General features: G+C 52.5%; 8 protein-coding genes and 2 pseudogenes. 4 read left to right on the top strand and 6 right to left on the bottom strand.

The features are described from left to right. Positions 1-26: 26 nt before the first annotated feature. The gene (locus tag SM755_RS14310; protein WP_006667324.1) at positions 27-308 is read left to right on the top strand and encodes a hypothetical protein; all 282 of its coding nucleotides are present in this window, start codon (positions 27-29) and stop codon (positions 306-308) included. A 346-nt stretch (positions 309-654) separates the two neighbouring features. On the opposite strand, the gene SM755_RS14315 is transcribed toward SM755_RS14310, so the two are convergent. After that, positions 655-1,455 (bottom strand): IclR family transcriptional regulator, encoded by an 801-nt coding sequence (locus SM755_RS14315; RefSeq protein ID WP_006667323.1) that lies wholly within the window; start codon positions 1,453-1,455, stop codon positions 655-657. A gap of 633 nt (positions 1,456-2,088) precedes the next feature. Here SM755_RS14315 and SM755_RS14320 point away from each other — a divergent pair. After that, positions 2,089-3,918, top strand: coding sequence for a multicopper oxidase family protein (locus tag SM755_RS14320; RefSeq protein ID WP_239640940.1), 1,830 nt, complete (start codon positions 2,089-2,091; stop codon positions 3,916-3,918). A gap of 154 nt (positions 3,919-4,072) precedes the next feature. Here the strand turns inward: SM755_RS14320 and SM755_RS14325 are convergent, their stop codons facing one another. Continuing rightward, a complete protein-coding gene (locus SM755_RS14325; protein WP_323173263.1) occupies positions 4,073-6,040 on the bottom strand; it encodes an acetate--CoA ligase in 1,968 nt (655 codons plus the stop codon). Positions 6,041-6,226: 186 nt separating this feature from the next. On the opposite strand from SM755_RS14325, the pseudogene SM755_RS14330 reads away from it, so the two are divergent. Together SM755_RS14330 and gdhB are read left to right on the top strand one after the other, a co-directional pair. After that, positions 6,227-6,444, top strand: a pseudogene (locus SM755_RS14330) (transcription initiation factor IIB 3); the annotation flags it as partial. 192 nt (positions 6,445-6,636) lie between these two features. After that, positions 6,637-7,917 carry a glutamate dehydrogenase GdhB gene (gdhB, locus tag SM755_RS14335; RefSeq protein WP_049915112.1) on the top strand — a complete coding sequence of 427 codons (1,281 nt, stop codon included), beginning with the start codon at positions 6,637-6,639 and terminating at the stop codon, positions 7,915-7,917. A gap of 41 nt (positions 7,918-7,958) precedes the next feature. Here the strand turns inward: gdhB and SM755_RS14340 are convergent, their stop codons facing one another. The 4 genes and pseudogenes from SM755_RS14340 to SM755_RS14355 all read right to left on the bottom strand — a co-directional run bounded on the left by SM755_RS14340 (position 7,959) and on the right by SM755_RS14355 (position 12,665). Next, entirely contained in the window at positions 7,959-8,498 is a 540-nt protein-coding gene (locus SM755_RS14340; protein WP_006825352.1) for an Rrf2 family transcriptional regulator, read from the bottom strand. A 128-nt stretch (positions 8,499-8,626) separates the two neighbouring features. Beyond that, positions 8,627-9,467: pseudogene (locus tag SM755_RS14345) on the bottom strand (IS1595 family transposase). Positions 9,468-11,855: 2,388 nt separating this feature from the next. Further along, complete coding sequence (locus SM755_RS14350; RefSeq protein WP_323173264.1) at positions 11,856-12,305, bottom strand: PEP-utilizing enzyme; 450 nt, start codon at positions 12,303-12,305, stop codon at positions 11,856-11,858. Continuing rightward, on the bottom strand, positions 12,306-12,665 hold the full coding sequence (locus tag SM755_RS14355; RefSeq protein WP_152422662.1) for a hypothetical protein: 360 nt from the start codon (positions 12,663-12,665) through the stop codon (positions 12,306-12,308). Positions 12,666-12,928 lie beyond the last annotated feature (263 nt).

Consider the following 12,928-nt stretch of genomic DNA (forward strand, 5'->3'; position numbering starts at 1 on the left):
TAGGCTGCGACCGCTAGTACGCAGGTATGGCAGACCTCAACCCGATCGCGAAGCGAATACACCAGATCAGTCCCGAACCCGTCGAGCTTACGCTTAACGACGGAACGACGGCCGTATTTCATATTACAGGGGCCGAGTTCTTTCAGCAGGAATTTCAGGCAGAGGGTATTCGTAAGGACGATGATGCGGATTATCGATTCATCACGAGCACGGATAACGAATCAATTCTGGTCGGACGAAAGGGAGTAGACGAATCGGAATGGACGATGATCGGGACGGTAGTTGAAGTCAACAGGGACGGATCGTAACCGCCTGTTCGCTAGGTATCGTACTGTGGACCCGTTCATTACGGCTCTTTTATTCAATGTGTGATGAAATTCTTATTTTAGTTGGTCCCTCCCAACCTAGCTGCCATCAGCACTGTTGACGACGGTCGGCGATTCTCCTAGAACTCAATGTTCATGTTCGATAGTATACAGCAATCCTATTTTCCGAATATGTTGACGATGTGTCGTGCAGTTTCGAAATCATCTTCAAGTGGATTATATGCACACGCGTGTAATGGATGTCCACAACTTCGTTCCAAAAATAGGAACCATATAATTGCTTAGTATATTCGGACTATTCGCCGAAACTCGTGAGCGATCTGATTACTTAGCGATAATCGTCTAAGTACGAATCTCTGATTTCGGTCTCGAGGTCGTTGACATATTCCGTCAGTATCTCCGGCAGCTCGGTAGTGTACCGTTCGTCCGTGAATCGATACTTCGGGCCGATAATGGCAATCGCACCGAGAACACTCCCATCGGGACCTGTCACGCGCCGCCCAACTTCTCTAAGACCATCGACGTACTCTTCGTCCGCGAATGCAACGCCTTGATCGCGAATCTGCTCGAATTCCTGCAAAAGATCGTCCCGGTCTGTGATTGTGTGTGCCGTCTGTCTGGGGAGCCCCCAGTCGTTCAAGACCGCTTCGACGCGCTCGTCGGGTAATTCGGCGAGAATCGCTTTACCGGTTGCAACGCTGTGGAGATAATAGTAGATCCCAGCAGAGCTAGGCGCGGTAGAGATATGTCGTTCCTTGGATGGAAAGTGACTGTCCGGATGAAAGGATTCGTGGACGAGAATGCCGCGATTATCGTTCTCGACGACGAATTCGACCTCTTCATCGGTTCGATCGGAAAGTTCTGTTACAGCCTGTTTCGCCAACGTGTACGCCTTCTTGCGTGAGCGGGCATACTCGCCGTGATTGAGGAACCGCAACCCGATGTGATATACCGCACCCTCTTTCGTGAGATACCCTTCTTCGAGAAGAGTCTGGAGGTGGAGGTGAATCGTACTTCTCGAAATCTTCAATTCACCAGTCAATTCCTCGAGTGTTGCACCGCCCAATTTCTGAATCGTATCGATTACGACCAGTGATCGTTTCGTCGTTTTCGCCGTCTGTTTGGTCATAGCTCTTCATACCAGTTGGGTTAGCATAAAGATTCTCCCTAGTCGAACTATTAAGTACCTACCGTCGTCCCTATCGGAAACTCGTATGCAACGCACCGTTAGTAGAGGTGCTCTCTTAAGATTCGATACCGATACGATCCGTTGTATCCTCTTGACCACTTCTCAAGGTACGCTCGGCTTTCACAGAATAACCCGAATAGTTCCAAGGAGAACCGGTCATCAATTTCGTCTTCGACACCCTCATACAGTACTCGTGATTTTATGTAGGGCCCTCTCGTGGGATGTTCCAGACACTCGGTTTTCAGATACTCTCGAACTACGTCGTTCGTTTCCGCAATATCGAACGTCTGTAACCGGGGAGGAACTTCGTTCATAGTGATCAAGGTATCTCTAGCGGACACATCTACCGCGATGTACCTAGGTAGTTTGTTCCGGATGAACCATAATGATGTTGGTGTAGCTGTATCCTCCAGCCACATCGGCTCCGGATCGATTCGCATGTCTCATTCCATGTTTCGGGAACGATGGTCAGACGCGATAGGCCGCTTCCAGTGATGTACCTTCCTCGGATTCTGACTCGATAGGAATTGGCTGATCCCGAATATACGGTGGGCTCATACGGTTACATGTACTATGAATGATTACGCTGGCGGATTCCGGCCGGAGTTATCGCGCCGTAGGGTACTCGCGGCAACTGGTACCGCGAGCATTTCGGCTCTCGCAGGCTGTAATACGGACAGTACAGATCCACAAACTTCCGAAACGAAACCGACGACGATAGTGGACCATTCGTCGCCCGACCTCGAGAGATGGGTCGACAAGGTTCCTCGACCAGACGTCATGGACTCGTCTGGAACGAAGAACGGACAACCTCATTACGAGGTTGAGATACGCGAAGTCGAGCAGAAGATACATCGTGATCTTCCAGCGACGACTGTCTGGGGGTACAACGGTCAATACCCGGGCCCAACAATCGAGGCTGAGCAAGGCGAGCCGATCTCTGTTCGGTGGAAGAACAAACTCCCAGACGAACACCTCCTGCCCGAAGACCCGACGATTCACAGCGACATCGTTCCGTATGACACAACTGGTGTACGGATTGTCACACATCTTCATGGAGGGAACGTCGAAGCCGAAAGTGATGGCCACGCGCAGGCGTGGTTTACTCGAGATTTCCAAGAGACAGGACCTGCGTTCGAGAAGAAAGACTACTATTACGTAAATGAGCAGCCACCGGCGACGCTGTGGTACCACGACCACTCGCTCGGCATCACGCGACTCAACGTCTATGCCGGTCTCGCAGGATTCTACCTCCTGCGGAACGAACGCGAACGGAACCTTGACCTGCCCGACGGCGAGTACGAGATTCCGCTCGTACTCCAAGATCGGAGTTTTAACGAGGACGGGTCGCTGTTCTATCCAACGGCCGTCTCAGACGAGCAAGGCGGCGGAGACGAGTCGTATCCCGACCCGGGTATCGTTCCGCAGTTCTACGGCGATACGTCGGTCGTCAACGGGAAGGCTTGGCCTCGGCTCTCTGTCGAACCTAGATCGTATCGCTTTCGGCTCCTCAATGGCGCAAACAGCCGCTTTTATAGCCTCAAACTTCTCCAGTACGATGAGTCGTCGAATGAGATCGGCAACGAAGGACCACCGTTCGTCCAGATCGGGAACGATGGGGGACTCCTTTCTAGTCCAATCAAGATTGACGATCGCCTTGAACTCGGCTCGAGTCAGCGTGCCGATGTCGTCGTCGACTTTACCAAGTATGCTGGAGAGACACTGCTGCTCCACAATGACGCACCCGCTCAGTACCGCGGTGAGATGAGTTCAACCGATGACGACATCGTCTCGCTTCCCGAGATCATGCTTGTAGACGTGGGTGGCACGGGAGACACACGAGACAACGATCAACTCCCCGATAATCTGACGCAGATTCCTGAAATCTCTGTGGAGTCAGTCGACAATGAGCGGTATCTTACGCTCAACGGTAGCGCAACCGATGACTACGGCCGACAGCTATACTTGCTCGGAACGGGTCAGGAGCCGGATGGTCTCGAACTCGACGATCCGGTGACCGAAGAACCCGCGCTCGGTGATACCGAGATCTGGAGTTTCGCCAACCTGAGTGCAATGTCCCATCCGATGCATCTCCACCTCGTGCATTTCCAAGTGCTGGGGCGACAGTCGCTCGGGGATTACGATCCGGCTGAAGACGAGATCAACCCGGGCGCGCTCGAGGAACCTGCACCGTATGAACGCGGGTGGAATGATGTGGTCACTGTGAACCCCGCTGAAGTCGTCCACGTCATTGTCCACTTCGGAGAGTACGATGGGATATTCAACGATCAGACAGGCACGTATATGTGGCATTGCCATATGATCGAACACGAAGATCACGATATGATGCGCCCGCTAGAGGTCCGTCCACGCACAGACGATGGTGAGACTCATACTAAATAGGACACAAGGCATCGACCACGAATAGACGAAGGAGGCGACACGAACGCCTCTCATCGTTACCTACAGAATCGAACAGCCAGCAGAGACTCGAGGCCGCAAAGATACCCCATCACCAGTGGACGAGACAACGTAATCGGGAACACTCTCATCCTACTCACTCCTGATTCCAAATCGTCGTAAGCTCACCGACGATTTCTGGATTTCTGAGAGTGTCACTGTCCGTGGGCGGTCGGTCGTTGACGATGCACTCGAGGAGTCGGTACATCGTCTTTCCGGAGTAGGTTTCGGGTAGTTCGGGTGTGAATACGACACTCGTTGGTCGTGCAAATTCGCCGACGTGTTCGGCGACCGCATCCGCAACCGCATTCCGGATGGCGGTCCGATCCTGCTGTCCTTGCTCAAGCGTCGCGAAGACGCAAAGAGCGGTCTCGCCGGCGGTACGCTCAGCGACGGCAGCAGCCTCGGTAACGCTGTCAACAGTCGTAATCGCAGCCTCGAGTTGGGCCGTTCCGAGACGATGGTTGCCGATCGTAATAACGTCATCATCGCGGCCGAGGATCGTCACGTACCCGTCATCGTCGATGACGGCACGGTCGCCGGTGAAGTACTGCCAGGTATCTGCCCGCGGGTCCGAAAACGCCTGCCAGTACTCTGCGAGCACCCAGTACCGGTCACCCTCGAGCGGAGCGAGCATCGACGGCCAGGGGCGGTCAATCGTCAGATAGCCGGATTCGCCCGGCGGAAGTTCATGGCCGTCTTCGTCGACGATCTGGATCTCAATTCCCGGTAACGGTCGGCCGACCAAACCCGGTTTCAGTTCGTCGATTCCGGGACGGTCCGAGATGAGGACGCGCCCGGTTTCGGTCTGCCACCACGTATCGACGATCGGACATCGTTCATCGCCGACGTGGGTGTAGTACCACTCCCAAGTATCCGGACTGATTGGTTCACCGACGGTACCGAGCAGTCGCAGCGACGAAAGGTCGTGGGACGAGGGAAACGACTCGCCCCACTTCATGAACGTTCGGATTACTCCCGGTGTCGTATAGAAGACCTCTACGCCGTTCCGTTCAATCACCTCCCACGGACGGTAGCGGTCCGGATAGCGGAGACTCCCCTCCGCGAGGACGACTGTCGCACCCAAGAGCAGTGGCCCGTAGACGACATAGGAGTGACCGGTAATCCACCCAGCACCGGCCGTACACCAGATCGTGGTCCCCGGCATGAGGTCGAATACGGTCTGGGCCGTCCACGCAACACCTGTGAGGTAGCCACCGGTTGCGTGAGTCATCCGTTGCGGGTCACCGGTCGTTCCTGACGTGTGGATATGAAAGAGGGGGTCGGTCGCCTTCCGCGGCACTGGGGGCACGTTCGCACCGACGAACGCCTCGACGAGATTGTCATAATCGTATTGGTTCCCACCGAGGTGCATATCGTGACTCGAACCGAGTCGATCGACGACGATTGTTGGGAGCGATTCCTCGATCGATGCCAGCGCTGTATCGGCTTTCCGCTTCTGATTGATCACGGTCTCCTCACGGGAGCTACCGTCGCATGTGACGAGCGTGTGTGAGTCAAGACGTTGCATCCGTTCAGCGAGCGCGTTGGGGGAGAACCCCGCGAAAACGACGTTATGGAGCGCACCGATACGAGCACAGGCGAGCATCGTGATCGGTAACTCGGGGAGTTTCGGCAGGTAGATCGTGACGACATCGTCTTCTTCGACGCCGAGTTCGCGGAGCGCGGCTGCGACAGCTGACACCTCGCGATAGAGGTCGTAGTACGTATAGGTTCGACGCTCGCCACGTTTCCCCTCCCACCGCAATGCAACCTGATTCTTCCGCTCCTCGAGGTGACGATCGATGCAGTTTTCCGCGGCGTTCAAGCTCCCACCGACGAACCACCGATAGAACGGCTCATTTTCCTTGTCGACGATGCGCTCGTAAGGATCGCTCCACTCAAGCAATGATGCGGCGGTTATCCAGTACGTCGGCCACTTACGATCAGAGCAGTCGCCACTGGCTGGCTTCGTCGTAGTACCGTCGCGACCGATTGCTTGCAGAGTTCGGTGGCGAGCCGTTCGGTTCTCGAGGGATGGATACGCCGGTCTCTCTTCGGTCATAGATTCGTTCCTTTGATACCCATTCTCCTGTAGATTTGATTTATTATCGTTGGAGATGATGTGGTTTAAACCCGAGACGGGAAGATACTAGCATAGTGGGTCCGAATTGATCTACGAGAAGCAGTTACGGACAGCGACTAAAAGTTACCAGTACATGTTTGCCTCGAAGGCTCAACTTGCATAGCAAGAGGGCTTACCACCCAAACCAACTGGAAAGAGAAGGATGCATACGGACGTTCGATTTCCACGGAGAAGCGTTCATAGACGGATCGGCTACGGGAATGGCAGGAACGAATTCGGAGAAGGTGCTGGTGAGCGAACTCCAGTTCGTACTCAGCGAAATCGATCGCGTGGCGAGTGTACTCGGTGTTCCTCAAAGCGTCCGTGAGGTCACAAGCCTAGTCGCTGACTCGACTGGAGAAACGTCTCAGAGAAGAGCCCATAGAAGTGATCCCCGATCTTGTTAATATATTATCGTATACCACTCAGGTTTTGGTTAGAATTCCGAGATATAGCTCACAGAGCAGTAAGTATATATTTAGACACCTATTATCTCCTTCAAGGCGCCATTTGAAGGGAGGCGCCTTAAAGAGAAAATGTCTAATAGTAACCAAGCTACGGCTGAAGAGGAATTTGAGCCAGAGTCAGCTCTCGAGACAGCCCGAAGACAACTTCGTCGAGCTGCAGATCATCTTGACATCGATCCGAACATTATCACGCGACTTGAACACCCCAAACAAGTTCATGAAGTCACGGTCCCAATTGAGCGTGATGATGGGTCAGTTAGTGTGTTCACAGGATACCGGGCTCAACACGACAGCATCAAGGGTCCGTATAAAGGTGGGATCCGATATCACCCAGAGGTGACGAGAAGCGAGTGTGTAGGTCTCGGGATGTGGATGACCTGGAAGTGTGCAGTCATGGGCCTGCCCTTTGGTGGTGCCAAGGGTGGTATTGCGGTCGACCCTACGGATCTGAGCACTGCCGAGAAAGAGCGTCTCACTCGGCGATTTACTCAAGAGCTTCGAGATGTACTGGGGCCAAATCACGATATCCCTGCTCCGGATATGGGGACCGACCCACAGACAATGGCATGGTTGATGGATGCGTATTCGATGCAGGAAGGAGAAACAGTTCCAGGTGTTGTTACTGGAAAGCCACCCATCGTTGGCGGGAGCAAAGGACGTACTGAAGCACCCGGCCGAAGTGTTGCGATAATTACGCGTGCGGCCTGTGACTATTACGACCGTCCACTCTCGGAAGCGACGATCGCCATTCAGGGCTATGGGAGCGTTGGTGCAAACGCTGCACGCCTCCTCGATGAGTGGGGTGCAACTATTGTTGCCGTTAGCGACGTGAACGGCACAATGTACGACCCGGCAGGAATCAATACTCACGCTGTTCCCTCGTATGATGAGGAACCTAATGCGGTCACAGAATATGCAGACACGGTACTGTCGAACGATGAACTCTTCGAGCTCGATGTGGATATTTTCATTCCAGCAGCAGTAGGAAATGTCATCACTGAAGCTACCGCCGATGGGATTGGAGCAGATATCGTAGTGGAAGGTGCAAACGGACCGACGACGTCAACTGGAGATACCATCCTTAATGAACGAGGCGTCCCGGTCATTCCGGACATCCTCGCTAATGCCGGTGGTGTGACAGTGAGTTACTTCGAATGGCTCCAAGATATCAATCGACGATCGTGGACCCTCGAAACGGTTCGGGAGGAACTCGAGACAGAAATGGTCGATGCATGGAATGCGGTATGTGTTGAATATGAGAGTCGAGATGTCTCGTGGAGAGATGCTGCGTATATTGTCGCCCTTTCGCGTATTGCTGATGCACACGAGTCACGTGGACTATGGCCCTGACGGTCTCTCAAACACCTTGAGCCACCCACGGAAGTCACATGCTACCGTACTCGCGGTGATTCACTTTCCGTGGTTTGCATACCTTCGATCTGAAGGGTAACAATATTAGAGGCTCTATCTTTTTGTTCTACTGTTCCTTTTACAGTCAATCTCGAGAGTGGAGTTGGACCAACAGTAAGTAAATCACCCTCAGAGATATTATCCACCTCTCCCTGCATACGTATCTCGGCTCGACAGAGGTCGGGATGGTGTACACTCGAAAGGGAGATACCTTCTACAATCACATTGTCCACCATCTCCCCGTCGTATTTGACTGTGACGGCAGATGGGTCATCTATCTGCTGAATTTCAAGGGCAGTGTATGCTGCAGCGGTCGGTTTGTATCCTCCCTTTGGACCAGGGAACCCTTCTACGAGCTGTAGTGCTTTGAGACTCTGCATTTTATTTCGGATAGTTCCGGCCTTCAACCCAACCTCATCAGCAATATCATCGCCCTTCACTGTCGTCTGCAGCTTCGTGTGAAGATCGATCACTGTACGAAGAATCTTCTCTTGGCTACTCGTTAGTTCAATTGCCTCCATACCTATCCGTTCGGTTCTTGTCCATTTAAGGTCGCCGAACAAAGAATTATTTTGGTTGAGCGCTCTTGTGTAGCACTTTGCTGATCTCACAGCGTAGCTTTGATGGCGTGTTTGAGCACTTCTTTCCCCTATTTCCGCAGCAATTCTTGTCGAATATGAAAGGATCAGAGATACTGTGTAAGTTTATCCTTCGAGATGTCTCGATGTGGCGAGAGCCACGGTCGCAGCAACGATCCGTGGTTCTCGCAGTGTTGACGTGAACGTCTTCATCCGCGTATTGGCCGTCACCGTGGACGACGTATCCGTGATCAAATGCGTTGTCCTCGTTGAGTGGATCGTAGGCAAGAAATCCGTCAGTGTAGACGGTCAGTGGCTCCTTCTCGCGGTTTACAAGAAGGAGACGAATCATCGATTCATCGGTGGATTTCGCGGGGATTACGTATCGGTCGCCGGTGCTACAATCGACGATTGTGAACTCGGGTGGTTTGTCCTGTTCGTACGATCCTTGTCCGCACCTGAAGAGGCCACGCGAGCGCGACGACCGGTCGCGCTCGCGGTCTTTCATCCCCACAGAGATGTAGACTTCGTCGATCTCGACCGGACCAACGAGGTTGAGCGAAGGTGCGTCGAGCGCTTCATGAAGGCGCTCGACGTGCTGGTAGATCGCTTTGTACTGGATGTCGATTTCGAACTAAAGCTGACGGAGACTCGTGTTAAACCGAAGAAACGCGTAAATCGAGAACAGCCACTTTCTGAGTGCAATCTTTGAATGGGCGAAAATCGTGCCAGTCTTGTCGTTGAACGTGCGGTCGCAATTCTTACGGAGATAGCGCTGAAAGCGCCCATAGCCTCCGTTCTTGACCGTTCGGTCAGAACGGCAGCAAGGGCAAGTAACTCCGTTCGCCAGAGAACCTGCTGCAACAGATCCACTGCGGCAGATTCCGACCTAAACACATCCAGCGGAATCATGCCTAACGGACACCGCTGACGGGGTATCCTTGCTTTCTTCGGTTCCAGAGCGACAGCTGTGCACCATCAACAATCTCCTACAGAAGAGCGTTTGGTGAAATTGTGGGATGAGGGTATATAATAGTACTATATATACGGACATAGAGTGATAGAATAGGGAGCGATGACAGCAATAAAGCGATTGTCGTACTTCGAAGTTGAGTTATATTACAGTCGCACGATTGTAATGATAACAGTCATCTATCTACATCTGTAATAAGCGTATAGTATAATAGGACGATTATAGGGGAGAGAAAAGTTTGCTAAGATATATGGGCTGCCCTACCTTACTCGTTCGCTTCTTGAGAGCGAGACTCAGTGGACCATTCATTAAGCCCGTACCCGGTTGCGCTCCCTACTGGAGGTAGAGTTGGGCGGCGGTGTCGGAGCAAGATTCTGGTGGGCTAGCGAACGAGTTGTCGAGCATAATCGACGGCTCGTACCGATTGTCGCTATACTTGTAGAAGACGAATCCCCACGAGTCCGGGTCCTCGGTCCAGGCTAACTGGCACAGCTTGGTTGGGATCTGCCGAATTCGTTCTTTTTTCTTCTTCGGTCGCGTTAGGTCCGAACCAAGGGTTGCTCTCAAAGGCGTCGGTGTAAGCGTATTCGCCACGGAATCGGGCATCAACACGCGCGCATCGCTCACTCCAAGCGGTGCGCGCGTGGGAATCCAGCTGATCAGTAAGGGTCTGGCGTGCCTGCACAGGGATTATTATCATACTACTTAGACGCCACCAACGAGCTTTATTCTATCGCGGGCAACTTCTCCAAATCTTCGTTCGTGTAGGTCCACTCGAACGGCTCTGGAACTCTGTTCCATAGCACTTCGAATCCACTTATCTGATGCAATAACGTCACTTGAATCGAAGCTCTCACCGCTGAGCGCTTTCCGCGTCAGCACTGAAAAGTAGAATCAATCATGACACTTCCGTGGAAAGATGGAACCCTTCGATGTTATCGTACTACTTTTTCCGCCACCCTGTGAACGTATTTGGGTGGTGAGAGATCCCGCTGTCGGTAATCCAGAAGACGCGATCTGCCTACTGGCAGATCGGCTTGGCCATCACCATCTCAACGACCCGTTCGAAATTCGCTCGCAAATTCTTCACCACACACGGCCCGTAGACCTCTTCTGTCCCAACGATGAGGGCTACCTGATACGTACAGCACCGTGGCATTCGTACTAATGGTCAACCCGAAGTGGGCGGCCCGGTCCCGGCGATCTCTGATACCGGGCACGAATGGCCCTCTTCTCGTCAGCACAGACTATGACGTTCCTGTCAGCGTTCTCTACCGTTCCAGGCATCGTTGTACAGATCCAGCACGGGCGAAGCTTTCTGTTTGAACTCGGGGCTTCGGGACGTTTTTCAAGTGGTGTAGGTCCAAGGTTTGATCACTGCCTGCTTGAACCAGACGGCGGTCGTCGATGGTGATAGACACGGATCTATCTCACAGACAGCAACCATGTGAATGTTGAGGATGCTCAACCGAGAGAGAGGAAGCTGAGGTTTTGCCGGGAGTTCGGAAGCAATTGCAGTGATCAATGCACGGACAGAGTCGACTTCCTCGACTTCACCCTTCTAACCAGTGATATCAGCCGGTTAGATCGTTATTCAACTCAGCAGGGAATTCTGCTATCACAGTTATACTAGGGAATGATAGGAAGATATAATATAACCTGGCCCAAACTATCGTGAAGAGAATGTTTTATGATAATAGAATTGGGGTTTTTTTTGGGTAGTGAATCTTATCGCCCACTTATCATTTCTCCGGTCCATCCATAATAGCAAGCCCAGTTTTGCTCTTGCTTCCCATGCTCTTGTAATTATCTCGAGTTCGCTGTATATTGCTTACTTATTGGGACAAGAAATAGACGGGATATTCTTACCAGCCATTATTATTTTTATCTTCATAGTAGTTTCTATATTATGCTATTATATAATTCATTTGAGTATTTAAGATTGATATTTTCATTTCAGCTATTAAGTCTACTCTCCATAACTCCTTTCACGGCAGAAGTAAGTAAGAAGAATTTACTAGGAATAATTGCTATAGAAGAGATTAACAGCAATCGCACAACCTCGGAGGATGAGTTTGATGCGTACCTTTCTTTTGTCCGTCTATCCGATGCATACACGTAGCTGATGAGTATCACCCTCAGTTTTCACTTTCAGACATGACCTGCCGGTTGAACTCGCCCCCTCAGCGGAACGATATGAAACCATCATCAGCGAGTAGAAGCAGTAAACCTCCGAACAGTAGGCGTAGAATGTTTATAGGGAAACCGAGAGATTCTCTCACTACCGACTGAAATTCAAACTTCCCTGCAATCCGTACTCCGATTCGTCATTCATCATCGTCGATGATCTCGACGATTCCTTGTGTCCCATCGATTCGTACCCATTGTCCCGTTTCGATGCGACGGGTTGTTTCGGACACCAACGCTACCTCAGGAAGTCCGTATTCGGGGGCGACGAGCGCACCGTGGCCACCGACCACCACGACCATCCCTACCACGTTCAGGAACAACGGCGTCCAGTCTGGATCGGATGACGGCACGATGAGAATTTTACCCTTCTCAATCGTCACCCCGGATGGATCACGGACGACCCGAGCGACCCCTTTGACGACGCCACCAGAGACACCAGTGCCGACGAGCGCCCCCTCGGGAACGTCTTCGCATTCGATGCGATCACTTAGCGCTTCACTCTGACTGGTTAACACGGGTGGTGCGTCCAAGGTTTTGTGCCACGCCGCGAATAGGTGGGCAAGACCATGTTTCGGATGCTCGCACATCTAGATGTAGCCGCGATAGGTTCGGATCAGACGACGGACAATCTGTTTGCAAAGCGGGCCGAATATTCCGTGGTTTGCCTGTTCTTCGAGCTGCTCCGTCACTGCGGATGCCTGCCGTACCATCTGGCGGAGATGCTCACGGTGTTCACCTGCCTGCTCGTGTTTGAGGGTCGCCCGAACCATTGTGAGTAATCCGGAGGATTCATTGCACCATCGAGGACGGCTGATATCGAGTTCACCAGTCGCACGGTGGCCGAACGCCTCAAGAAAGTCGTTGAGGGCAGCATGGAACGCCTCGCCTCCCTCGAGCGATGTACCCTCTCGCAGTGCATGGACGACCGCTGGATAGCCACTCGCCAAGTCAGCGAGGTCCCCTAGACCAAGATTGATTTCAGCGTTCTCACCGAGATCAAGCGAGAAGGTACCGATAAGGACGTTAAGGAGATGGTCCTCGTGGATTTCACCGTCCGCTTGCTTTGGTTACTTGGATACAACTCAGCAAGCGGACTTCTCAACTACGGCTTTGTAAAGTACTGAGTCTCACGAGCAGGTAGCTGAGAGTCCGAAGTTCTGAATGTTTCCCGTTAGAAGAAGCAGTGCATCGCTGATGTCGAAGATGATGT

The organism is Natrialba sp. PRR66, assembly GCF_034808065.1.
GTDB classification, from domain to species: Archaea; Halobacteriota; Halobacteria; order Halobacteriales; family Natrialbaceae; genus Natrialba; species Natrialba aegyptia.

Coding starts and splice junctions, on each gene's coding strand:
- SM755_RS14350 (WP_323173264.1), bottom strand. CDS start 12,305: ATGTGCGAGCATCCGAAACATGGTCTTGCCCACCTATTCGCGGCGTGG.
- SM755_RS14310 (WP_006667324.1), top strand. CDS start 27: ATGGCAGACCTCAACCCGATCGCGAAGCGAATACACCAGATCAGTCCC.
- gdhB (WP_049915112.1), top strand. CDS start 6,637: ATGTCTAATAGTAACCAAGCTACGGCTGAAGAGGAATTTGAGCCAGAG.
- SM755_RS14315 (WP_006667323.1), bottom strand. CDS start 1,455: ATGACCAAACAGACGGCGAAAACGACGAAACGATCACTGGTCGTAATC.
- SM755_RS14340 (WP_006825352.1), bottom strand. CDS start 8,498: ATGGAGGCAATTGAACTAACGAGTAGCCAAGAGAAGATTCTTCGTACA.
- SM755_RS14325 (WP_323173263.1), bottom strand. CDS start 6,040: ATGACCGAAGAGAGACCGGCGTATCCATCCCTCGAGAACCGAACGGCT.
- SM755_RS14320 (WP_239640940.1), top strand. CDS start 2,089: ATGAATGATTACGCTGGCGGATTCCGGCCGGAGTTATCGCGCCGTAGG.